This is a genomic window from Yoonia sp. (assembly GCF_036770585.1).
Lineage (GTDB): Bacteria > Pseudomonadota > Alphaproteobacteria > Rhodobacterales > Rhodobacteraceae > Yoonia.
This window is the reverse complement of record NZ_DAIPIW010000024.1, coordinates 1-20,393: the sequence shown is the minus strand read 5'-3', so window position 1 is coordinate 20,393 and position 20,393 is coordinate 1. Positions and strand designations below refer to the sequence as shown.

General features: G+C 63.5%; 27 protein-coding genes and 1 other RNA gene. 15 read left to right on the top strand and 13 right to left on the bottom strand.

What is annotated here, in order from left to right; genetic code table 11:
* Positions 1-30: 30 nt before the first annotated feature.
* Together hisN and V7N12_RS06410 are read right to left on the bottom strand one after the other, a co-directional pair.
* On the bottom strand, positions 31-840 hold the full coding sequence (gene hisN, locus V7N12_RS06415; RefSeq protein WP_333713488.1) for a histidinol-phosphatase: 810 nt from the start codon (positions 838-840) through the stop codon (positions 31-33).
* A gap of 80 nt (positions 841-920) precedes the next feature.
* Entirely contained in the window at positions 921-1,292 is a 372-nt protein-coding gene (locus tag V7N12_RS06410; protein ID WP_333713486.1) for a helix-turn-helix domain-containing protein, read from the bottom strand.
* A 266-nt stretch (positions 1,293-1,558) separates the two neighbouring features.
* Between V7N12_RS06410 and V7N12_RS06405 the strand changes: the two genes are divergently transcribed.
* On the top strand, positions 1,559-2,518 hold the full coding sequence (locus tag V7N12_RS06405; RefSeq protein ID WP_333713485.1) for an NADPH:quinone oxidoreductase family protein: 960 nt from the start codon (positions 1,559-1,561) through the stop codon (positions 2,516-2,518).
* Here V7N12_RS06405 and V7N12_RS06400 read toward each other — a convergent pair.
* Positions 2,508-3,386: a LysR family transcriptional regulator gene (locus V7N12_RS06400; RefSeq protein WP_333713483.1), complete on the bottom strand. Its 879-nt coding sequence runs from the start codon at positions 3,384-3,386 to the stop codon at positions 2,508-2,510. The two genes, V7N12_RS06405 and V7N12_RS06400, sit on opposite strands and share 11 nt — an antisense overlap.
* 116 nt (positions 3,387-3,502) lie before the next feature.
* Here V7N12_RS06400 and V7N12_RS06395 point away from each other — a divergent pair, with 116 nt between their 5' ends.
* From V7N12_RS06395 to V7N12_RS06385, 3 genes are all read left to right on the top strand, one after another.
* Positions 3,503-3,724, top strand: a complete 222-nt coding sequence (locus V7N12_RS06395) for a DUF1127 domain-containing protein (RefSeq protein WP_333713482.1) — start codon at positions 3,503-3,505, stop codon at positions 3,722-3,724.
* A gap of 151 nt (positions 3,725-3,875) precedes the next feature.
* On the top strand, positions 3,876-4,613 hold the full coding sequence (locus V7N12_RS06390; RefSeq protein WP_333713481.1) for a Bax inhibitor-1/YccA family protein: 738 nt from the start codon (positions 3,876-3,878) through the stop codon (positions 4,611-4,613).
* 67 nt (positions 4,614-4,680) lie between these two features.
* Entirely contained in the window at positions 4,681-5,079 is a 399-nt protein-coding gene (locus V7N12_RS06385) for an MAPEG family protein (RefSeq protein WP_333713480.1), read from the top strand.
* Positions 5,080-5,196: 117 nt separating this feature from the next.
* On the opposite strand, the gene rpmG is transcribed toward V7N12_RS06385, so the two are convergent.
* From rpmG to V7N12_RS06350, 7 genes are all read right to left on the bottom strand, one after another.
* Positions 5,197-5,364 carry a 50S ribosomal protein L33 gene (gene rpmG / locus V7N12_RS06380; RefSeq protein ID WP_067289923.1) on the bottom strand — a complete coding sequence of 56 codons (168 nt, stop codon included), beginning with the start codon at positions 5,362-5,364 and terminating at the stop codon, positions 5,197-5,199.
* 117 nt (positions 5,365-5,481) lie between these two features.
* Positions 5,482-5,876: RNase P RNA component class A (gene rnpB, locus V7N12_RS06375), an RNA gene on the bottom strand.
* Positions 5,877-5,888: 12 nt separating this feature from the next.
* Positions 5,889-6,515 carry an N-acetylmuramoyl-L-alanine amidase gene (locus V7N12_RS06370; RefSeq protein ID WP_333713507.1) on the bottom strand — a complete coding sequence of 209 codons (627 nt, stop codon included), beginning with the start codon at positions 6,513-6,515 and terminating at the stop codon, positions 5,889-5,891.
* Positions 6,516-6,574: 59 nt separating this feature from the next.
* The gene (locus V7N12_RS06365) at positions 6,575-7,324 is read right to left on the bottom strand and encodes a hypothetical protein (RefSeq protein ID WP_333713472.1); all 750 of its coding nucleotides are present in this window, start codon (positions 7,322-7,324) and stop codon (positions 6,575-6,577) included.
* 39 nt (positions 7,325-7,363) lie between these two features.
* Positions 7,364-8,845 (bottom strand): Asp-tRNA(Asn)/Glu-tRNA(Gln) amidotransferase subunit GatA, encoded by a 1,482-nt coding sequence (gene gatA / locus V7N12_RS06360; protein ID WP_333713471.1) that lies wholly within the window; start codon positions 8,843-8,845, stop codon positions 7,364-7,366.
* On the bottom strand, positions 8,845-9,132 hold the full coding sequence (gatC, locus tag V7N12_RS06355; RefSeq protein ID WP_333713470.1) for an Asp-tRNA(Asn)/Glu-tRNA(Gln) amidotransferase subunit GatC: 288 nt from the start codon (positions 9,130-9,132) through the stop codon (positions 8,845-8,847). The genes gatA and gatC overlap by 1 nt, the downstream gene beginning before the upstream one ends.
* A 33-nt stretch (positions 9,133-9,165) precedes the next feature.
* On the bottom strand, positions 9,166-9,819 hold the full coding sequence (locus V7N12_RS06350) for a ceramidase domain-containing protein (protein ID WP_333713469.1): 654 nt from the start codon (positions 9,817-9,819) through the stop codon (positions 9,166-9,168).
* A 53-nt stretch (positions 9,820-9,872) separates the two neighbouring features.
* On the opposite strand from V7N12_RS06350, the gene V7N12_RS06345 reads away from it, so the two are divergent.
* Positions 9,873-10,544, top strand: coding sequence for a metal-dependent hydrolase (locus V7N12_RS06345; protein WP_333713466.1), 672 nt, complete (start codon positions 9,873-9,875; stop codon positions 10,542-10,544).
* A 50-nt stretch (positions 10,545-10,594) separates the two neighbouring features.
* On the opposite strand, the gene V7N12_RS06340 is transcribed toward V7N12_RS06345, so the two are convergent.
* The gene (locus V7N12_RS06340; protein WP_333713465.1) at positions 10,595-11,041 is read right to left on the bottom strand and encodes a nucleoside deaminase; all 447 of its coding nucleotides are present in this window, start codon (positions 11,039-11,041) and stop codon (positions 10,595-10,597) included.
* A 75-nt stretch (positions 11,042-11,116) separates the two neighbouring features.
* On the opposite strand from V7N12_RS06340, the gene V7N12_RS06335 reads away from it, so the two are divergent.
* The 10 genes from V7N12_RS06335 to dtd all read left to right on the top strand — a co-directional run bounded on the left by V7N12_RS06335 (position 11,117) and on the right by dtd (position 19,414).
* On the top strand, positions 11,117-11,908 hold the full coding sequence (locus V7N12_RS06335) for a pseudouridine synthase (RefSeq protein ID WP_333713464.1): 792 nt from the start codon (positions 11,117-11,119) through the stop codon (positions 11,906-11,908).
* 160 nt (positions 11,909-12,068) lie between these two features.
* The gene (locus V7N12_RS06330; protein ID WP_333713463.1) at positions 12,069-12,272 is read left to right on the top strand and encodes a hypothetical protein; all 204 of its coding nucleotides are present in this window, start codon (positions 12,069-12,071) and stop codon (positions 12,270-12,272) included.
* Positions 12,272-13,156: a 5-bromo-4-chloroindolyl phosphate hydrolysis family protein gene (locus V7N12_RS06325; protein WP_333713462.1), complete on the top strand. Its 885-nt coding sequence runs from the start codon at positions 12,272-12,274 to the stop codon at positions 13,154-13,156. Before V7N12_RS06330 ends, V7N12_RS06325 begins: the two co-directional genes overlap by 1 nt.
* Positions 13,157-13,159: 3 nt before the next feature.
* The gene (locus V7N12_RS06320; RefSeq protein WP_333713460.1) at positions 13,160-14,350 is read left to right on the top strand and encodes a toxic anion resistance protein; all 1,191 of its coding nucleotides are present in this window, start codon (positions 13,160-13,162) and stop codon (positions 14,348-14,350) included.
* 1 nt (position 14,351) lies between these two features.
* Complete coding sequence (locus V7N12_RS06315; protein WP_333713458.1) at positions 14,352-15,314, top strand: DUF2927 domain-containing protein; 963 nt, start codon at positions 14,352-14,354, stop codon at positions 15,312-15,314.
* 54 nt (positions 15,315-15,368) lie between these two features.
* Positions 15,369-16,484 (top strand): SPFH domain-containing protein, encoded by a 1,116-nt coding sequence (locus tag V7N12_RS06310; RefSeq protein ID WP_333713456.1) that lies wholly within the window; start codon positions 15,369-15,371, stop codon positions 16,482-16,484.
* 31 nt (positions 16,485-16,515) lie between these two features.
* Complete coding sequence (locus V7N12_RS06305) at positions 16,516-16,938, top strand: hypothetical protein (protein ID WP_333713455.1); 423 nt, start codon at positions 16,516-16,518, stop codon at positions 16,936-16,938.
* A 3-nt stretch (positions 16,939-16,941) separates the two neighbouring features.
* Positions 16,942-18,045, top strand: coding sequence for a TFIIB-type zinc finger domain-containing protein (locus V7N12_RS06300; protein ID WP_333713454.1), 1,104 nt, complete (start codon positions 16,942-16,944; stop codon positions 18,043-18,045).
* A gap of 20 nt (positions 18,046-18,065) precedes the next feature.
* Positions 18,066-18,980: a carbohydrate kinase family protein gene (locus tag V7N12_RS06295; protein WP_333713452.1), complete on the top strand. Its 915-nt coding sequence runs from the start codon at positions 18,066-18,068 to the stop codon at positions 18,978-18,980.
* Positions 18,977-19,414: a D-aminoacyl-tRNA deacylase gene (dtd, locus tag V7N12_RS06290; protein WP_333713449.1), complete on the top strand. Its 438-nt coding sequence runs from the start codon at positions 18,977-18,979 to the stop codon at positions 19,412-19,414. Before V7N12_RS06295 ends, dtd begins: the two co-directional genes overlap by 4 nt.
* A gap of 3 nt (positions 19,415-19,417) precedes the next feature.
* On the opposite strand, the gene V7N12_RS06285 is transcribed toward dtd, so the two are convergent.
* Positions 19,418-19,891 carry a CAP domain-containing protein gene (locus V7N12_RS06285; RefSeq protein ID WP_333713447.1) on the bottom strand — a complete coding sequence of 158 codons (474 nt, stop codon included), beginning with the start codon at positions 19,889-19,891 and terminating at the stop codon, positions 19,418-19,420.
* A gap of 88 nt (positions 19,892-19,979) precedes the next feature.
* Positions 19,980-20,393: metal ABC transporter permease (locus V7N12_RS06280; RefSeq protein WP_333713445.1), on the bottom strand; the 414-nt coding region annotated here is incomplete at its 5' end.

Here is a 20,393-nt window from a genome sequence, read left to right as displayed (position 1 = left end):
GATGACCCCCCCCCGTGACGGATCGGGATGTCAGCCCTCGATCGACCCGCGCAGGATCGCAATCGCCTCGGCATGGATCGCGGGATTGGCGGCGGCGATGACGCGGCCGCCATCCTTCGCCGGCCCGCCGTCCCAGTTCGTCACGATCCCGCCTGCCGCCTCGATCACCGCGATGGGTGCCTGGATGTCATAGCTTTGCAGGCCCGCCTCGATCACCAGATCGACCTGACCGGCGGCGAGCAGCGCATAGCCGTAGCAGTCCATGCCATAGCGGGTCAGGCGGCAGCTGGAGGCGACGGCGTGAAAGGCGCGCCCTTCGTCCGGCGTGCCGACTTCGGGAAAGGTGGTCAGGATCGTCGCCTCGGACAGCGGACGGGGTGCCGCGACGGACAGGGGCGTTTCACCCATCGGGCCAGTGACGACAGCCTCGCCGAAGCCGCCGCTGAAACGCTCGCCGATGTAGGGTTGGTCGATGATCCCGTAAAGCGGACCACCTGCGTCCGAGACCGCGATCAGCACACCCCAAGTCGGGGTGCCGCTGATATAGCCGCGCGTGCCGTCGATCGGGTCCAGCACCCATGTCAGGCCGCTGCTGCCCCCGGTCGGCCCGTATTCCTCGCCCAGAACGGCATCCTGCGGGCGCAGTTTCGCCAGAACCTCGCGCATGGCGGTCTCGGCCGCCCGATCGGCCTTGGTGACGGGGTCAAACCGGCCTGTCCCCTTGTCCTCGGCCACCAGTCCCGATGCGCGGAAATATGCCAATGTGGCGGGTCTTGCGACATCGGCAAGCGCATGGGCGACCTGCCTGAGCGCGTTGCGGGTAGCTTCGTCGACTGTCATGCGGCACCTCGCCTGTGCAGTTGGCCTGCATCAGGCGGTAGCCTTTGCCGCATCACAAGGTCAAGTGGTCAGCGGGGCTTTCAGGCCGCCTCGCTCAGGACACGGGCGAGATCGAACAGGCGACGCCGCTGGTTTTCGGGGATCGCATAGTAAGAGCGCAGCAGTTCCAGCGCCTCTTTATCGGTCAGGATATCACCCGGCAGGTCATTGGCTTTCGCCGCTGGCTTGCTGGCCTCGTCTAGACCTTCGAAGAAGAAAGAAACAGGCACATTCAATACGTTAGCGATATCCCACAAACGCGAGGCGCTGACGCGGTTCATACCTGTCTCGTACTTTTGAATTTGCTGAAACTTGATCCCCACAGCCTCGGCAAGCTGTTGCTGGGTGGTGCCGTTCATCCAGCGACGGTGCCGGATCCGCTTGCCTACATGGACGTCTACCGGGTGTTTCATTTCACTTCCTCACTCTTCACGACCGGGGAAAATCCACGGTCTGATTGGCCAAACAGTCAAGACACAACCGCGTCGCCAGATTCATACGATGCGGCTACTGTGAACATGGAACAGTGTAACACGCAACGGTTGCAGGCGCGCCACTGAACTTAAGTATAGGTAGGGGACGACGTTTGGCCTGACCGGAGGTGTTCATGGCGATTTACTTCGCGCCACTGTGCCCGCATAACCCTTAACATCACCTTAATGATACCGGGAGCCAGCCCATGCGCGCTTTTCAAGTCGCCGCGTTCGACGCACCGCCACAGGTTGAAACGATCGACGCACCCTCACCTGACGCTGGGGAAGTTCTGCTGGAGATCGCGGCTTGCGGGATCAATTTCGCCGATCTGCTGATGGCCACGGGGCGCTATCAGGACACGCCCCCGCCGCCCTTCACACTGGGGATGGAGGTTTGCGGAACGGTGATCGCGCACGGCGAAGGGGTGACGACGCCCGCCATCGGAACCCGTGTCGCGGTCTTTGGCGGCCAGGGCGGTCTGGCCGAACGCGGTGTCTTTCCGGCCGACCTTTGCCGCGCGGTGCCCGCAACGATGGATGACGCCACGGCGGCGGGCTTCATGGTCGCCTATGGCACCTCGCATCTGGCGCTGACCCGCCGCGCGAGGTTGCAACCCGGCGAGACGCTTCTGGTCTTGGGCGCTGCCGGCGGTGTCGGCCTGACGGCGGTCGAGATCGGCAAGGCGATGGGCGCAAGGGTCATCGCGGTGGCGCGCGGGGCCGACAAACTGGCCGTGGCCAAGGCGGCTGGTGCCGATCACCTGATCGACAGCGATGCCGAGGACATCAAATCGGCGGTGAAGGCACTTGGCGGTGCCGACGTGGTCTATGATCCGGTGGGCGGCGCGGCCTTTACCGCAGCGCTCGGGGCCTGCAACCGCGAGGCGCGCGTCATCGTGATCGGTTTTGCCAGCGGCGATGTTCCGCAAATCCCCGCCAATATCCTTCTGGTCAAGAACATCACGGTGATCGGTTTCTACTGGGGCGGCTATCTGAAATTCGACGCCGCCGCCCTGACCGACAGCCTTGCCGAACTGATGGACTGGCACGCGGCGGGACGGCTGACACCCCATATCAGCCATATCCTGCCGCTCGATCAGGCGTCCGAGGCGCTGGAACTGGTGCGCAGCCGCAAATCCACCGGCAAGGTCGTCGTCACACCGTAACCAGCTTGGGCATGGCAGGCGGCATCGCATAGGCGTGGCTGACGATCTCGGCCATGATCTTGCTGGGGTGGTTATCGGGTTCCAGCACATAGAGGTTGATGTTCTGCGTCTTCAACGGTGGCAGCAGCCCCCCGTGCTCGATCACCTCGGTATGGGGCGGCAGGCTGCCCTTCAGCGCCACATGCACGGCCAGATCGGCACTGACCGCCGCCTCGACCGCATTGTCCATCTCGGAATCCACCGCCATATACCAGTCGTTGCCATTGGCATTCAGCGCCCGCAGCACACCGCTGCGGAAAATGCAGTTGCTGCAAAACGCAATCGGCAGCGGCGTCTTGCGCCAGGCCGTGCCGTTCAGCGCGCCGATCCACAAGAGCGGCAGTTCCACCAGAACCTTGCCGCCCGGCCCACAGTTTTCCTCGGTCGTCAGGATCAGGTCGACCTCGCCGCGCGAGAACATATCCAGCAGCTTGCGCGTCGGGGCCGAAATCAGGCGCACGTTCATGCGCGGAAATTCGGCGGCAAAGCGTTTCAGCACCGCAGGGATCGCCGGATAGATGATGTCGTGGGGAACACCCAGGCGCAGCTCGCCCTCGTAATCGGTCGCTGTCAGCCTGCTGAAGATCTCGTCATTGATCTTGAGCAGCTTGCGCGCATACCCAAGCAACTGCTCGCCCGCCGGTGTCACGGCAATCGCGCGGGCCGAGCGGTCAAGCAGCGTCTGGTCCAGCGCCTCTTCCAACCGCTTGAGCTGCATCGACACCGCCGATTGCGTCAGGTTTAGCATGCCCGCCGCGCGCGTCACACCGCCACTGTCGGCCACGGCCACGAAAGACCGCAGCGCTGTCAGATCGAGATTTCGCGGCATATCACAAACCTTGATGATAGAATTCAAAACTATTCGTTTCTCTTATGGCATAATCCATCCTATCTATCAATCATTGAAATGAGAGGGCATCAAAGCATCACGATAGGAGATATGACATGAGCCGTTCCATCCACCACACCGCGGGCCATATGGCCGCCACCCACCCTGCCTTCGGGTTGTTCAACGCCTTGCGCGACATGGCCGCCGTCAGCCGCCAGCGCAAGACGCTTGCCGACCTGCCCGCGCATCTGCTCAGTGATATCGGCATCTCCGAATCCGCCGCCCTTGCCGAAGCGGCCCGCGCCCCATGGGATGTGCCCGCACACTGGCGCCGTTAAGCCCTTTGCCACAAAGCCTGCGACATTCCCGCCCAAAACGGTCGGAATGGGTCGGTTCTGCGCAAGTTGATCTTGAAAATAGCGGTGTCGCTGCCAATATCCTGCCCAAGGATGCCGGCGAGCGGCGCCGCTGATTATTTTGGAGGTCACTATGGCTCAATACGAGACAGTAAGAACGGTCGGCGGGGTCCGCACGGCCGCTATCGATGAAGGGCTGCGCGCCCACATGAACAAGGTCTACGGCACGATGTCCGTAGGCATGCTGATCACCTTTGCCGTGGCATGGGCCGTGGGCACATCGCCCGCCCTGCTGGGGATGTTCCGTGATCCGATCACCCTGTCGCCCAACATCCTGGGCTGGATCGTCATGTTCGCACCCTTGGCGATGGTCTTCGGCTTCGGCGCGATGATCAACCGCTTCTCGGCGGCTGCGGCGCAGACCTTCTTTTATGTCTTTGCGGCCGTGATGGGCCTGTCGCTGTCGTGGATCTTCGTGGCCTTCACCGGCCTGTCGATCGCCAACGTGTTCCTGATCACCTCGATCGCCTTCGCGGGCCTCAGCCTCTATGGCTACACCACCAAGAAGGACCTGTCCGGTTGGGGCACCTTCCTTGTGATGGGCGTGATCGGCCTGCTGGTCGCGATGATCGTCAACCTGTTCCTGCAGTCGCCCGCGATCATGTTCGCGATCTCGATCCTCGGTGTGCTGATCTTCGCCGGTCTGACCGCCTATGACACCCAGCGCATCAAGAGCGAATACGTCGCCCATGCGCAGCACGGCGATCAGGAATGGCTGGGCAAGGCGGCCATCATGGGCGCACTGAACCTCTACCTGAACTTCATCAACATGTTCATGTTCCTGCTGCAGTTGTTCGGCAACCGCGACTAAGGCTTGAACACACCACGCGATTGGGGGCTGATGGCGACATCGGCCCCTTTTCTTTTGCGAGGACAACATGAGCGGCATCGCACTTCCTGTCACATCCCTGACCGCGATTTTCGCAGGCGCCCTCTTGCTACTGCTGACAGCGCAGGTGATCCGGTTGCGGCGGCGGGGCGGGGTCGTGCTGGGCGACAACAACGACCGCGTGTTGGCCAAGGCGATCCGCGGGCATGGCAACGCGGCCGAACAATTGCCGATCGCGCTGATCGTGATGGGACTGGCCGAATTGCAGGGCGCGCCCTTGATTTTGCTCTGGTCGGCCGCGCTTGTCCTGATGACGGGCCGCGTGATGCATGGCGCCTATTTCGCCATCGACGGCACGCATTGGACCCTGCGCTTCTACGGGATGATCCTGACCTTCACGGCGCAGGCCCTGTTGCTGCTGGCATTGCTCGTCGCATGGCTCTTGTGACTTCTTTCTCCCCCGACACTCCGGGGTGAGCGGCCAGGGGCCGCGAGGGGCAGCGCCCCTGAAACGCAAAAGGCCGCGCCAAAGCGCGGCCTTCTCACTGTCCCGGCGGGCAGATCCTTACTTGATCTTGCCTTCCTTGTAGTCGACGTGCTTGCGCGCAACGGGGTCGTATTTCTTGATGACCATTTTTTCCGTCATCGTGCGTGCGTTCTTTTTCGTCACATAGAAATGCCCGGTCCCCGCAGAGGAGTTCAGGCGGATCTTGATGGTGGTTGGCTTCGCCATGTCTCATCTCTCCTGATTGCGGGCCGGTATCGGCACTGCGCATGAATCTCGATTGAAGCTGCCTTTTACCTCTGGCGGGGGCCGAGTCAACCGCAAACCCGCCTCAGGCGGGGGAATATGCGCGGATGACCTGTAAGCCGGATTCTGTCCCCTGCCGAAACAGGTGGATGACCATTCATCTGGAGTGCCTGTTACCAGACACCCTCTAGCTGCCAACCCGGACCGCTCGGCCTCAAGCCTGCCTGCGGCTGATATCCTGCAAGCAGGATCACCACCGCGCGCGGTCCCTATTTGGCATTGCTCCCGGTGGGGCTTGCCATGCCGCCGGTGTTGCCACCCGCGCGGTGGGCTCTTACCCCACCGTTTCACCTTTTCCCGGGCGGACCCGGGTAGTCTGTTCTCTGTGGCGCTTTCCCTGGGGTTACCCCCGCCGGGCGTTACCCGGCACCGTGCTTTGTGGAGTCCGGACTTTCCTCGATCCCTTGCGGGCCCGCAGTCATCCAGCCATCCGCGCAAGGCGGCAGTTAGGCGCTTGGCGCGCGCCCGTCAACGGGGAAGCGTGTGGCGAGGTCGCGGATGATGGCGGCATCAACCGGATCGCGCGGCCCTTCATGGCGGGGGCGGAACCGCAAGCGCAGGGTCCGCAGCAGAAGATCGGGATCGTCCGTTGCCGTCACGCCGAAGCGGTGCATCAGGGCGACAAAGCCCGCGTCGTCCAGATCGCTGTCGGGCACCGGTTGCGGCCAGATCGCCAGCCCCTCACGCGCAAGTCTCTGCCAGTCAAAGCGCGGCCCGGGGTCGATCTTGCGGCCCGGAGCCATGTCGGAATGGCCGATCACCCGTTCCGGCGGAATAGCCCAGCGCCGCATGATACCGCGCAACAGGTCGGTCAGCGCATCCATCAGGGGTGCCGCAAAAGGTGCCAGACCGGTATTGGCCAGCTCGATCCCGATTGCGCGGCTGTTGACATCCGTCACATCGCCCCATGCGCCTGCGCCCGCATGCCATGCCCGCTGGTCTTCGGGAACAAGGGCCATCACCTGCCCGTCTTCGGCAATCAGATAATGGGCGGACACCTGTGTTTCAGGGTTGCAGAGCGTATCGACAGCCGCCGCAGCCGTCTGCATGGCGGTATAGTGGATCACCACGATGTCGGGCACCGCGCCGTCACGCCTTGGCCCGCAGTTGGGCGAGGCCTTGGTTGTCAGTCTCAGTTGCGGAAGGCCGCGATGAAGGGCGCGGGATCCCAGCCACAGGCGAAACCGTCGCCATCAGGGTCCAGCCCGCGCCGGTCGATCTCTGGCCCGCCACGGGCAAGGAAATCACGCTGCGCGTCATCATCGGTGCGATATTCGGCACAATTGCGCTGGAACCGCCCCTGCGTGGTCAAAAGCGAACGGCTATACCATTCCTGACCCTTCACGTTCGGCGCATTCAGCGCGTATTCGACGATATTGGGCCCGACATTCGCCGGACGATCCGGCAGGGCGGTCGGTTCCACCTGCTGGCGGATCGCGGCCTGTGCGGCGCGGCGCTCGGCATCGCTTTCGATGGTTTCGCGGCTGGCGACGGCATCGAAGTTCTGTTCGTCCGACAGGCTTGCGCCGCCACCGGCAAGCTGCGGCGCGGGGTTGTTCGGGCTTGCATCGAGCCCCTGCACGCGGTTCGGATCGCCGCCAAGGTTCTGGCCGCTGCCGATGCCCGCCGCTGCAAGATCGCTGGTCTGCACGCCACCCTGTGGCGCAGCCGTCCGGCCTTGCGCAATCGCGATGGGCGAGGTGCCGGGGATGCTGTTCACCTGCGCCTGCGGCACGATGGACTGAGGCGAGGACAATTGCGCATCGCGGATCGCGCGATCGGTCGCATCGTCAAAGCCGATGCCCCGCGGCGGTGTCACGACCGTCGGCGCGCAGGCTGCAAGACCCACAAGCACCGTCACAAGAAGAATTCCGGTTTTCATCGCACCTACTGCCAAGCCTGTCTCATCTTTTGGACGACATTACCACCACTTCGACGGCTTGGCCACAAATCCGGCGGCCTGCTCGAGCGCATAGGCTGTGTTGAGCAAATCACCCTCTTCCCAAGGCCGTCCGATCAACTGCAATCCCAGCGGCAGCCCCTGCTTGTCGATCCCGGTCGGCACAGCGATCCCGGGCAGACCGGCAAGGTTGACGGTCACTGTGAAAACATCGTTGAGATACATCTGGATCGGGTCCGCATCCGTCATCTCGCCCAGACCGAAGGCGGCCGAAGGCGTCGCCGGTGTCAGGATCGCATCGACACCATCGGCGAAGACCTGATCGAAGTCGCGCTTGATCAGCGCGCGCACCTTGCGGGCGCGGTTGTAATAGGCGTCGTAGAATCCGGCGGACAGGACATAGGTCCCCACCATCACGCGGCGCTGCACCTCGGCCCCGAAGCCTTCGGCGCGGGTCTTTTCATACATCTCGGTGATGCCGTCGCCCTGGGCCAGCTTGGCGCGGTGGCCGAAACGCACACCATCGTAGCGCGCAAGGTTGGACGAGGCCTCGGCGGGGGCGATCACGTAATAGGCAGGCAGCGCGTATTTCGTGTGCGGCAGGCTGATATCGACGATTTTCGCGCCTGCGTCCTTCAGCATCGCGGTGCCGTCAGCCCAGAGCTTTTCGATCTCGTCAGGCATCCCGTCCATGCGGTATTCTTTCGGGATCCCGATGGTCTTGCCCTTGATGTCGCCGGTCAGCGCGGCCTCGAAATCGGGCACCGGCAGATCGGCGCTGGTGCTGTCTTTCGGGTCATGGCCGCACATCGCCTGCAACATGATCGCGCAGTCGCGCACATCCTTGGTCATCGGCCCCGCCTGATCGAGCGACGAGGCAAAGGCAACAATGCCCCAGCGCGACACCCGCCCGTAGGTCGGCTTCAGCCCCGTGATGCCGGTAAAGGCCGCAGGCTGGCGGATCGAGCCGCCGGTATCGGTGCCGGTCGCCGCAAGGCAGAGGTCGGCGGCCACGGCAGAGGCCGACCCGCCCGACGATCCCCCCGGTGTCAGCGCGCGGTCATCCACCTTCCACGGGTTCACGGCATTGCCGTAAGCGGAGGTTTCATTGGACGAGCCCATGGCGAATTCGTCCATGTTCAACTTGCCCAGCATCACGGCACCGGCATCGAAAAGCTGCGTTGTCACGGTGGATTCGTATTCCGGGCGAAAGCCTTCGAGAATGCGCGAGGCCGCCTGGCTTGGCACGCCTTTGGTGCAGAACAAGTCCTTGATCCCCAGCGGGATACCGCACATGGCGGGCGCGTCGCCTGCCTTGATGCGCGCATCGGCGGCCTTGGCCTGCGCGGTCGCGATCTCGGGTGTGTGATGCACGAAAGCGCCCAGCGCCTCCGCGCCTTCGATGGCGGTCAGACAGGCCGCCGTGATCTCGGCGCTGGTGGTGTCGCCCTTGCGCATGGCGTCGCGGGCCTGCGCGATGGTCAGTTTGGTCAGATCAGACATTATTCCACCACCTTCGGCACGGCAAAGAACCCCTCACGGGCGTCGGGCGCGTTCTTCAGGACCGCCTCTTGCTGGTTTCCGTCAGTCACGACATCCGCGCGCCGCTTCAGGCGCTGGGGGGTGACGGATGTCATCGGTTCCACACCCTCGACGTCGACTTCGCTCAGCTGCGCGATAAAGCCGAGGATCGCGTTGAATTCGGATGCGAGCGCGGGCAGCGCGTCTTCTTCCACCTTGATACGGGCCAGCTTGGCCACGCGGCGGGCGGTTTCTGTGTCGATCGACATGGGGAAACTCTCCGGTAAGACTTCCGACAGCGTTTAGCGCCGCATGGCACCGCTCGCAAGCATATGGCGGATGTAAACATGGATCATCCAGCCCAGCATCACCCCATTGAGAATGTGCCACAGGAAATGTGTGCCCAAAGGCAGGGTATCGCACAGGATTTCATCGACCGACCGCAGCGTGATCGACAGCGACAGGATCGCGGCACCGGTCAGGAAGCCGCGGGCGATTCCCGGCTTGTGGCGCAAAGGGACCGCGTAGATGCACAAGAGCAGCGGCACCGTCCAGTAAAAGCCCGAGATATTGAAGAACGGCAGTTGCGATGTCACCCAGACGACAGCGACGGCATATGGCACGAAAAGGCAGGTGGCCGAGAAGGCGAACCAGCCGTTCAATCCCACCACATCGCGGTTGACCGCGAAGAGATAGACCAGAATGAAGGCGGCAATGGGCAGCACATCGGCCAGCGCCGCCCAGGCCGTTGCATGGGTGTGGAACAAATAGCTGCCGAGGCCAATCAGGAACAGGATCACGGTCAACGCGCGTGCCAGCGGGATGCCCGCGCTTGGCCGCCAGAACAGAAGGGCCGCGATGATGAATGCAAGGTTGGTGACCGCGTTGATCGGCTCGGACCAGTAGGTCAGGTCGGTTCTTTCGCAATAGCCGTCGAATTGCTCTGTCCAATTCATTTGCACCCTCGCGCGCTTGGCCTATCCTTCCAGGGCAACTTAGGAGGGACACCATGAAAATCACCTGGCTTGGGCACGCAAGTTTCCGGATCGAGATCGCAGGCGCGGTGCTGCTGGTCGATCCATGGCTGGAAGGCAACCCCGGCTTTCCCGATGAGCACCGTGCGGCGGCCATCGCCGGTGCGACCCACATCCTGCTGACCCACGGCCATTTCGACCATACCTCCGAAGTGGACGCGATCGCCAAGGACACCGGCGCCGTGGTCGTCGGCATCCCCGAGCTTTGCGGCATTTTCAGCGCCCATGAGACACTCGATTTCAACAAGGGCGGCACGGTCGATCTGGCGGGGGCGCATGTCTCGATGGTGCCGGCCTCGCATTCGTCCTCTGTCGGGTCAACCTATGCAGGGACCGAGGCGGGATACATGATCAAGGGCGAGGGGCATATGATCTATGTCTCGGGCGACACCGATATCATGGCCGATATGGACTGGATGGGGGATTTCTATAACCCCGACATCGGTATCCTGTGCTGTGGCGGACATTACACGATGGGGATGGTGGGCGCGGCCTATGCGGCCAAGCGCTATTTCAACTTCAAGACGGTGATCCCCAGCCATTACCAGACCTTCCCGCTGCTGGCGCAAACCGCGCAGCCGCTGGTCGATGCGCTGCCCGAGGTGGATGTGAAAACGCCCGCAGTGATGGTGACCATCGAAATCTAGCGCCCAAAGTCTCGACGAGACTTTGGCGGCAATTCCTCGACGAGGAATTGCTATCGCTTGGCGGCGAAAAAGTCCCTGAGCAGCGCCTCGGACGCGGCCGCATCCAGCCCGTCATAGATCTCGGGGGCATGGTGGCATTGGGGATGGGAAAACACCTTCGGTCCCTGCGCCACACCGCCCGACTTGGGATCGGCGGCCCCGTAGTAAAGCCGCGCAATCCGCGCGTTGCTGATCGCGGCGGCGCACATCGGGCAAGGTTCCAGCGTCACGTAAAGATCATATCCCGCCAGCCTTTCCTGCCCCAGTGCGGCACAGGCGGCGCGGATCGCCAGTATCTCGGCATGGGCGGTGGGGTCGTTCAACGCGCGCGTGCGGTTGCCGGCCTGCGCCACCACACCCTGCGGCCCCACGATCACGGCACCCACGGGCACCTCGCCCCGCGCGGCGGCGGCGCGGGCCTCGTCCATGGCGATATGCATGTGGCTGCGGAACTCCATGTTCCTGTCATGCCCGCACCGCCCCGTCACCGCAAGATCATTGCAAGCGCCCCCTCCCGCGCTTATGGCATCGGTATGACCACCGACACCCCATCCACCGGCGAGCGTATCGCCAAAGTCCTTTCCCGCGCGGGCGTCGCCAGCCGCCGCGAGGCCGAGCGCATGATCGAAGCAGGCCGCGTCAGCGTGAACGGCAAGGTGATCACCTCGCCTGCGCTGAATGTCACCGGCAAGGACCGGATCGTGGTGGATGGCAAAGAGGTGGGCGAGCCCGATCCGCCGCGTCTGTGGCTTTATCACAAGCCTGCGGGTCTGGTGACGACCGAACGGGATGAAAAGGACCGCGAGACCGTTTTCGACAGCCTGCCCGAAGGCATGCCGCGTGTGATGTCGGTGGGGCGGCTCGATCTGAACTCGGAAGGGCTCTTGCTGCTGACCAATGACGGCGAGGTCAAACGCAAGCTGGAACTGCCCAGCACCGGTTGGCTGCGGCGTTACCGTGTGCGGATCAACGGCGCAGTCAGCGAGGACAAGCTGGAGATTTTGCGCAAGGGAATCGCGGTCGAAGGGATCACCTACCAGCCCATGACCGTGACCTTCGACCGCCAGCAGGGCGCGAATGCCTGGCTGACGGTTGCCTTGCGCGAAGGCAAGAACCGCGAAATCCGCCGCGCGATGCAGGCGATCGGCGTCACCGTCAATCGCCTGATCCGTGTCAGCTACGGCCCATTCCAGCTTGGCGCGCTGAAGGCGGGCGAGGTCGAGGAATTGCGCCCCCGCGTCGTCCGCGACCAGTTGGGCCTGTCCGACAAACCCACGCCGCAACGCAAACGCCCCCCCGCAAGGCGGAAAAAGCGCGGCGATTAACCCCTTGTTCCTGTTGGGTCATCGTGCATTCTGCTTGCGGCACAGGCCCATCGCCGACCTTTTGGGTGGCAACCGGCGGGTCGTGCCGGACCCTGCGACCTCGTAAATTCGTTACAAGCGTCTTATCTCATGTGTGAAGAAATCGGCAAAGTGACATGACATGGCCCGTTTGATCCTGATTGCAGCCTTCATCGCCGCCGTAGCGATTGCATTTTTGGCCCTGATTGGGACAATGCGGGCCGTGAGGGAAATTCCGGCCGGAAAGGACGATGGCATGTTGCCTGCAAATCTCAGCCGCATCACCTATGTCTTGCTGCTGATCCTGCTTTTCGGCGTCACCTCGGGCCTGTTGGGGTCGGTGTGATGGCGCAACGGTTCGGCGGAAAATACAGCCCCCAAGGGCCGGGCGACGCGGATGCCGCCGCGGAAGCGCGGGCGGTCAAATCCGCCGGACGCCGGGCGCAACTGCTTTACCTGCCGGGGCTCGTGCTGGTCGTCTCGTCGCTGGCGGGCGGGCCCGTGACCTTGATCACGGCGCTGATCGGGGGCGCGGTCCTGACGCTGGCCGCATGGATGCTGCAACAGGGGCTGGAGGCAGAGGCCGCCTATGATGCCCGCAAGGTCGCCCGCCGCCCTGCGGTCCCGCGCAAGATGCTGGCATCCGCCCTGACGGGGATCGGCGTCGCGATTGCCGCCTATACGGGCGATAGCGGGATCGGCGGATCGGTTCTTTACGGGATTGCGGCACTGGTGCTGCATGTCGCGACCTTCGGCATCGACCCGATGGCCAACAAGGGGATGGAAGGCGTCGACGCCTTCCAGCAAGACCGCGTCGCCCGTGTCGTGGACGAGGCCGAGGCGTATCTGACCACGATGAAATCCCAGATCGACGCCCTGAACGACCGCCGCCTGTCCGAGAGGGTGGCGGATTTCCAGACCATCGCCCGCCGGATGATCCGCACCGTCGAGGAAGACCCCCGCGATCTGACCGGCGCGCGCAAGTTTCTGGGCGTCTACCTGATGGGCGCACGCGATGCGACGGTGAAATTCGTCGATCTCTACCGCCGCACCAAGGACGCCGACGCCCGCGCCAGCTATGAGGCGCTGTTGGATGATCTGCAAAAGAACTTTGCTGCCCGCACCGAGCGGATGATGCTCGACGACCGCAGCGACATGGATATCGAAATCAACGTATTGCGTGACCGCCTTCAGCGCGAAGGCGTGCACATCAACAACAAGGGACTCTAGCTGATGTCAGAAAACGTGCGCCAGAAAGCCGAAGCCGCCCTCGCCGAAGTCGAGAAAGTGACAGCCGTCGTTCTTCCCGAACCGAAAGGCGAGCTGATCACGATCGAACAGGCCGATGCGCCGACAACGGCCGAAATCGAAAGGCGGATGGCGGAAATCAACATTTCCGACACCAATTCGATCGTCTCGTTCGGCTCGTCCGCACAGGCCGAATTGCAGCAGATCAGCCAGTCGATGCTGGCCGGTGTGCGCAACAAGGATGTCGGCCCCGCCGGTGACTCGTTGCGCAACATCGTGACCACGATCCGTGGTTTCTCGATCTCGGAACTGGACGTGCGCCGCAAGCAAAGCTGGTGGGAGCGTCTGTTGGGCCGTGCCGCACCGATGGCGAAATTCGTCGCCCGCTTCGAAGAGGTGCAGGGCCAGATCGACCATATCACCGACGATCTTCTGCGCCACGAACATGTGCTGCTGAAGGATATCGAAAGCCTCGATATGCTCTATGACAAGACCCTCGCCTTCTATGACGAACTGGGGCTCTACATCGCCGCCGGCGGGGCCAAGATCGCCGATCTCGACGCCAATACCATCCCCGCCAAAGAGGCCGAGGTGCAGGCCGCCCCCGAAGACGCCGCCGTGATGAAAGCGCAGGAATTGCGCGACCTGCGCGCCGCCCGCGACGATCTGGAACGCCGCGTGCATGACCTCAAGCTGACCCGTCAGGTGACGATGCAGTCCCTGCCCTCGATCCGTCTGGTGCAGGAAAACGACAAGTCGCTTGTCACCAAGATCAACTCGACCCTCGTGAACACTGTGCCCTTGTGGGAAACCCAGCTGGCGCAGGCGGTCACGATCCAGCGCAGCGCCGAGGCCGCCGAGGCCGTGCGGGATGCCAATGATCTGACCAATGAACTACTGACCGCCAATGCCGCCAACCTGCGGCAGGCCAACAAGACCATCCGCGAGGAAATGGAACGCGGCGTCTTCGACATCAACGCCGTGAAAGAGGCCAACGCCAACCTGATCGCCACGATCAACGAAAGCCTCGAAATCGCCGATGAAGGCAAGCGCAAGCGCGCCGAGGCCGAGGTCGAGTTGCAGAAGATGGAAGCAGAGCTGAAAACCACGCTCGCCGCCGCCAAGGCCAAGAAGACCGGGCTGGGCGATACCGTCGGCACCTCCGCCGGCGCCTGATGTGATCGGGCGTGCTGGTCGCAGATCGCTGCTTGCCAGCCTTGCCCTTGTGGCCGGGCTGGCGGGGTGCGACCAGTTTGCGACGGGCATGCAGCCCGTCGCCACAACGGACCCCGCAAAGCCTGCGCAAGAGCCGACCGAAATGGCCGAGCCCAGCGCCGAAAGCCGCGCCCTGACCGCCTATTACGAAGGCCTGCAGGCGTCGCTTCTGGCGCAGGGGCTGTTGCGCGGCGATGGTGGCGGGCCGGATACGCCTTTCACCGATACGATACTGGCGCGGAACTTCGTGCGGATCGCGCTTTTCAACGAATATGTCGACGACAGCGATTTCCAGCGCCCGCGCAGCACGATCTCGACCCTGCGCCGCTGGGACGGGCCGATCCGCATGTCGATCGAATTCGGCGATCTTGTCCCGCCGGACCAGCGGCTGCGCGATCTGAACGCGGTCACGACCTTCGCGGCGCGCCTGTCCCGGCTGACCGGCGTGCCGATCACATTCACCGACCGCGACCCGAATTTCCGCGTGCTGTTCCTGCACGAGGAAGAACGCCGCGCCTATGCCGCGACCCTGCGCGACCTGATCCCCAGCATGTCCCAAGCCACGCTTTCGACCTTCGAAAACCTGCCGCGCGACCAGTTGTGCGTCGTCATCGGCACGTTTGAGGCGGGCCGGTCGAACTACAACAAGGCCGTGGCCATGATCCGCGCCGAGCATCCCAGCCTGATGCGCACCGCCTGCATCCATGAAGAACTGGCCCAAGGCATGGGACTGGCCAATGACAGCCCCGCCGCCCGCCCCTCGATCTTCAACGATGACGAGGAATTCGCGCTGCTGACGCGGCATGACGAACTGCTGTTGCAGATGCTTTACGACCCGCGCCTGCAAACCGGCATGGATGCCGCGACCGCCGCGCCGATTGCACGCCAGATCGCGCGGGATTATCTGGCGGCTGGGGCAAGTTGACATGCCATGAAGACCAGCCATCCACCGCACCCACATATCAGGAGACCATGAACCATGGGCATTTTCGATTTTCTCAAAGGTGAATTCATCGACGTCATCCATTGGACGGACGACACCCGCGACACGATGGTCTGGCGGTTCGAGCGTCACGGGCACGCGATCAAATACGGCGCCAAGCTGACGGTCCGTGAAGGTCAGGCGGCGGTCTTCGTGCATGAGGGGCAGCTGGCGGATGTGTTCACGCCGGGGCTCTATATGCTGGAAACCAACAACATGCCCGTGATGACCACGTTGCAGCACTGGGACCACATGTTCCAGAGCCCGTTCAAATCGGAAATCTACTTCGTCAACACCACGCGGTTCGGCAACCTCAAATGGGGCACGAAAAACCCGATCATGGTGCGCGACCCCGAATTCGGCCCGACCCGCCTGCGGGCCTTCGGCACCTATACCGTCAAGGTCGGCGATCCTGCCGCCTTCCTGCGCGAGATCGTGGGCACCGATGGCGAATTCACCATGAACGAGATCAGCTACCAGATCCGCAACATCATCGTGCAGGAATTCAGCCGCGTGATCGCCGCATCCGGTATTCCTGTTCTGGACATGGCGGCGAACACCGCCGATCTGGGCAAGCTGATCGCCACTGCGATCGATCCGACCCTCAAGCAATACGGTCTGACCCTGCCCGAGCTTTACATCGAAAACATCAGCCTGCCGCCTGCGGTGGAAGCCGCGCTGGACAAACGCACCTCGATGGGGCTGGCGGGTGATCTGGGCAAGTTCACCCAGTATTCCGCCGCCGAGGCGATGACCCGCGCCGCCGACAACCCCGCCGGTGGCGGCATGGCCGCCGGTCTGGGTGCGGGCATGGGCATGGCGATGGGCAACATGATGATGAACCAGGGGCCATGGGGACCGCAGCCCACACCCGCCGTCGCGGCACCGCCGCCACCGCCGCCACCCCCTGTCGAGCATGTCTGGCATATCGCCAAGGATGGCCAGGTCACCGGTCCGTTTTCGAAGGCCTCGCTTGGCCGGATGGTCACCGATGGCACGCTGTCGCGTGACAGCATGGTCTGGACCCAAGGGCAGGACGGCTGGTTTAAGGCGGGCGAGGTCATGGAACTGGCGCAGCTCTTTACCGTGATGCCACCGCCGCCGCCTGCTTGAAGTCATTGGCCGCTGCACCAGATCCTCGCCCATGACACGTCGCCGCCTGACAATCATCCTGCACTGGTCGATCCTGATGCTGACCCTCATGATGGTGAAGGGCGGCACCTCGGCCCCTGCCCTGCGCTGGGCCTTCGTGATCGGCGGCGCGGTCTGGATCGGCATGGCGCTGACACGCGGGATGATGGGCAAGCCCGGACCCAAGCTGACGGGCAGCCTGCGCACCGCTTACCCGTGGATGCATCGCGGCATGTATGCCGTGCTGGCCGTGACGGTGGTGCTGAACGGTCTCGCGCTGGTCGGCGTGCTGCCGCATGACACCGGCTGGACGGCGCTTCTGGTCCTTTTGGCGGCGGGGGCCTTGCATGGGCTGTTCCATTTCTGGCGGCACAATGTTCTATATGACGGGGCGCTGCGCGTGATGATGCCGCGCTTCATGCACAAGATCCTGTAGACGATGTCCAACACAGCCATCACCCCAGCCGAGCACCGTTTTCCCTGTGACAACTGCGGCTCTGACCTGCGGTTCGATCCCGGTGACGACCGGATGAAATGCGACCACTGCGGCCATAGCGAGGCCATCGCCAGCGCCGGCCCCTGGCAGGGCAGCATCCGCGAGCTGGACTTTCAGCAAGCGGTCAACCAGCAACTGACCGCCGAGGATATCGAAGAGACCCGCGTCAACAATTGCCCCAATTGCGGCGCGCAGACCGAGTTCGACCCCGACATCCACGCCGCCGAATGTCCCTTTTGCGCCTCGCCCGTTGTTACCAGCACCGGCGCGCACCGCCATATCAAGCCGCGCGGCCTGTTGCCCTTTGCGCTGGATGAAGGGAAAGCGCGCGAGGCGATGACGCAATGGCTCGGCTCGCTGTGGTTCGCGCCCAACGGGTTGAAGGACTATGCCCGCAAGGGACGCAAGATGAACGGCATCTATGTGCCCTACTGGACCTTCGATGCGGACACAAAGACCCGCTACACCGGACAACGCGGCAAGCATTACTACGAAACCCGCTCCGTGATGCGCGACGGCAAGCGGCAGACCGTGCGCGTCCGCAAGACACGCTGGACGGCGGTCTCGGGCCGTGTCGCGCGGTTCTTCGACGATGTGCTGGTGCTGGCCTCGAAATCGCTGCCAAAGCAATACACCGACGCGCTGGAACCCTGGGACCTGTCGGCGCTGGAACCCTACAAGCCCGCCTATCTCGCCGGTTTCAGGGCCGAGGGCTATCAGGTCGAACTGGTCGACGGCTTCACCGAGGCGCGCGCCTATATGGACCGGATGATCCGACGTGACGTGAAATACGACATCGGTGGCGATGACCAACGCGTCGGGACCGTGGACACCGACATCAGCGCGGTGACCTTCAAGCACATCCTGCTGCCGGTCTGGCTGGCCGCCTACAAGTATCGTGGCGAGACTTACCGCTTCGTCGTCAACGGGCGCACAGGCCGCGTGCAGGGCGAACGCCCCTATTCGGCATGGAAAATCGCCTTTGCCGTGGCTGTGGGGCTGGTCATTGCGCTTGGCGCAGGGTTTGTTATCGCCAACAGCCAGTAATGCCAGAAAGGCCCCCCGCGATGATCCTTTGTGCCGGTGAAGCCCTGATCGACATGCTGCCGCGCGAAACGGCGGCGGGCGAAAGCGCCTTTGCGCCCCATGCGGGTGGTGCTGTCTTCAATACCGCGATTGCCTTGGGCCGTCTGGGCACGCCGGTGCAGTTCTTTTCGGGGCTGTCGTCGGATCTTTTCGGCGATGTGCTGCGCCGCGGGCTTGCCGCCGCGAAGGTCGACAGCAGCCCCGCCGCCGTCTCGGACCGCCCCACGACACTGGCTTTCGTCACCCTGACGGATGGCCATGCCTCTTACGCCTTTTATGACGAGAACACGGCGGGCCGGATGATCACTCCGGACGATCTGCCAGAGGTCAAGGCGGAGGCTGTCTTCGTCGGGGGTATCTCGCTTGCGGTCGAACCCTGCGCTGCGGCCTACGAGGCGCTGGCGCTGAAGGCCGCAGAAACCGCGGTCGTCATGATGGACCCCAACGTGCGCCCCAGCTTCATCAAGGAGGCGGACCGCTACCGCGCGCGCATCGCGCGGATGCTCGCCGTTTGCGATATCGTCAAGATGTCGGACGAGGATCTGGCGTGGTTCCATCCCGACGACAGCACAGAGGACGCCGCGCGCAAGCTTGTGGCGGGTGGTGTCGCACTGCTGTGCATCACCGAAGGATCGAAAGGTGTCACAGGCTACTCCGCCAGCCACGAGGTCTTTGTCGCAGCCCAAAAGGCAAAGGTCGTGGATACCGTTGGGGCGGGCGACACGTTCAACGCGGGCCTGCTCGCCAGTCTGCATGAGGCGGGGGCATTGACCAAGGACCGGATCGCCGCGCTGGACAAGGACACGATCCGCGCCGCCCTGTCCATGGGGGCCAGAACCGCCGCGATCACCGTCAGCCGCGCCGGGGCCAACCCGCCTTGGGCGCACGAGCTGTGAGGGCGCTGATCCAGCGGGTCTTGGGCGCCTCGGTCGCTGTTGATGGCAAGGTGATCGGCGAGATCGGCCAAGGCATGCTGATCCTGATCTGCGCGATGGAGGGCGATGATGCCACGAAAGGCACGGCCCTTGCCGCCAAGATCAGCAAGCTGCGCATCTTCAAGGATGACGATGGCAAGATGAACCGGTCGCTGGTGGATGTGGGCGGGTCCGCCCTGATCGTCAGCCAGTTCACGCTGGCCGCCGATACCTCGCGCGGGAACCGGCCGGGGTTCTCGGCCGCGGCGAAGCCGGATCCGGGCAAGGCGCTTTACGAGAGTTTCGTGGCGGATATGGGCGCTTTGGGGATCGCCACCGCGACCGGAGAATTCGGGGCGGATATGTCCGTCAGCCTTGTCAACGACGGGCCGGTGACGATCTGGATGGACGTCTAGCGCCTAGCATTCCTTGCCGACGACCAGCACCCAGTAAGGACCGCGCGGGCCCATGGTGATGCCCACGCCGAATTCCTCGATCCGGGGATGCAGCATGTTGCGGCGGTGACCGGGCGAGTTCATCCAGCCGGTGATGATCTGTTCGGGACGCGGATAGCCCCATGCGATGTTCTCGGCCACGATGCAGGCGTTGTAGCCCACGGTCGTCACACGCGCCTGCGAGCTGCTGCCGTCACTGCCGCGATGGTCGAAGAACCCGTTGGCCAGCATGTCACAGGCATGGCGCATGGCGGCGCGACCAAGCTGGCGGTTGAACCGCAACGGCGCCTCGCCATTCGCGCGGCGGCTTTGGTTCAGACCACTGGCGATGGCGGTCGCCATTTCGTTCACGTTTTCCGGCGTCGCACATTGCGCGACGGCGGATGTGCCGAAGAATGATGCGAAAAGAAGCACGACAGCACCGAATGCGTTCTTCATGACCAACCCCATATTTCTTGCGAGCAAGGAAAGGAGTGTCATGGCTTCTGGGCAAGCCTATGGCAGTTCTTGGGCCAAGGGGCGGCATTTAGCCGCCCATTTGTTTCAATTCCTTGCCGATTGCGCTGAGCACAAAGATCCCGGCGGCAACGCAGATGATGGCGGGGCCGACCGCCACATCGAGAATGACCGCCAGCCGCAGGCCCGCAAGCGCGGACAAGGCACCGATCCCCATCGCCAGAAGCGCCATGCGCTCGGGCGTGCTGGCATAGTTGCGCGCCGAGGCGGCGGGGATGATCAGCAGGGCCGTGATCAGCAGGGCGCCGACGACCTTGATCGCAACCGCCACGACAGTCGCCAGAAGCAGCGTCAGCACCAATTGCTCGCGCCGTGGATTGATGCCCGCCGCATGGGCAAGGTCGGGGTTCAGCGTTGCGGTCAGCATCGCCGACCAATGCCACCAGAGCGTCGCAATCACCAGCGCCCCGCCGCCCCAGATCAC

Coding starts and splice junctions, on each gene's coding strand:
- hisN (WP_333713488.1), bottom strand. CDS start 840: ATGACAGTCGACGAAGCTACCCGCAACGCGCTCAGGCAGGTCGCCCAT.
- V7N12_RS06410 (WP_333713486.1), bottom strand. CDS start 1,292: ATGAAACACCCGGTAGACGTCCATGTAGGCAAGCGGATCCGGCACCGT.
- V7N12_RS06405 (WP_333713485.1), top strand. CDS start 1,559: ATGCGCGCTTTTCAAGTCGCCGCGTTCGACGCACCGCCACAGGTTGAA.
- V7N12_RS06400 (WP_333713483.1), bottom strand. CDS start 3,386: ATGCCGCGAAATCTCGATCTGACAGCGCTGCGGTCTTTCGTGGCCGTG.
- V7N12_RS06395 (WP_333713482.1), top strand. CDS start 3,503: ATGAGCCGTTCCATCCACCACACCGCGGGCCATATGGCCGCCACCCAC.
- V7N12_RS06390 (WP_333713481.1), top strand. CDS start 3,876: ATGGCTCAATACGAGACAGTAAGAACGGTCGGCGGGGTCCGCACGGCC.
- V7N12_RS06385 (WP_333713480.1), top strand. CDS start 4,681: ATGAGCGGCATCGCACTTCCTGTCACATCCCTGACCGCGATTTTCGCA.
- rpmG (WP_067289923.1), bottom strand. CDS start 5,364: ATGGCGAAGCCAACCACCATCAAGATCCGCCTGAACTCCTCTGCGGGG.
- V7N12_RS06365 (WP_333713472.1), bottom strand. CDS start 7,324: ATGAAAACCGGAATTCTTCTTGTGACGGTGCTTGTGGGTCTTGCAGCC.
- gatA (WP_333713471.1), bottom strand. CDS start 8,845: ATGTCTGATCTGACCAAACTGACCATCGCGCAGGCCCGCGACGCCATG.
- gatC (WP_333713470.1), bottom strand. CDS start 9,132: ATGTCGATCGACACAGAAACCGCCCGCCGCGTGGCCAAGCTGGCCCGT.
- V7N12_RS06350 (WP_333713469.1), bottom strand. CDS start 9,819: ATGAATTGGACAGAGCAATTCGACGGCTATTGCGAAAGAACCGACCTG.
- V7N12_RS06345 (WP_333713466.1), top strand. CDS start 9,873: ATGAAAATCACCTGGCTTGGGCACGCAAGTTTCCGGATCGAGATCGCA.
- V7N12_RS06340 (WP_333713465.1), bottom strand. CDS start 11,041: ATGGAGTTCCGCAGCCACATGCATATCGCCATGGACGAGGCCCGCGCC.
- V7N12_RS06335 (WP_333713464.1), top strand. CDS start 11,117: ATGACCACCGACACCCCATCCACCGGCGAGCGTATCGCCAAAGTCCTT.
- V7N12_RS06330 (WP_333713463.1), top strand. CDS start 12,069: ATGGCCCGTTTGATCCTGATTGCAGCCTTCATCGCCGCCGTAGCGATT.
- V7N12_RS06325 (WP_333713462.1), top strand. CDS start 12,272: ATGGCGCAACGGTTCGGCGGAAAATACAGCCCCCAAGGGCCGGGCGAC.
- V7N12_RS06320 (WP_333713460.1), top strand. CDS start 13,160: ATGTCAGAAAACGTGCGCCAGAAAGCCGAAGCCGCCCTCGCCGAAGTC.
- V7N12_RS06310 (WP_333713456.1), top strand. CDS start 15,369: ATGGGCATTTTCGATTTTCTCAAAGGTGAATTCATCGACGTCATCCAT.
- V7N12_RS06305 (WP_333713455.1), top strand. CDS start 16,516: ATGACACGTCGCCGCCTGACAATCATCCTGCACTGGTCGATCCTGATG.
- V7N12_RS06300 (WP_333713454.1), top strand. CDS start 16,942: ATGTCCAACACAGCCATCACCCCAGCCGAGCACCGTTTTCCCTGTGAC.
- V7N12_RS06295 (WP_333713452.1), top strand. CDS start 18,066: ATGATCCTTTGTGCCGGTGAAGCCCTGATCGACATGCTGCCGCGCGAA.
- V7N12_RS06285 (WP_333713447.1), bottom strand. CDS start 19,891: ATGAAGAACGCATTCGGTGCTGTCGTGCTTCTTTTCGCATCATTCTTC.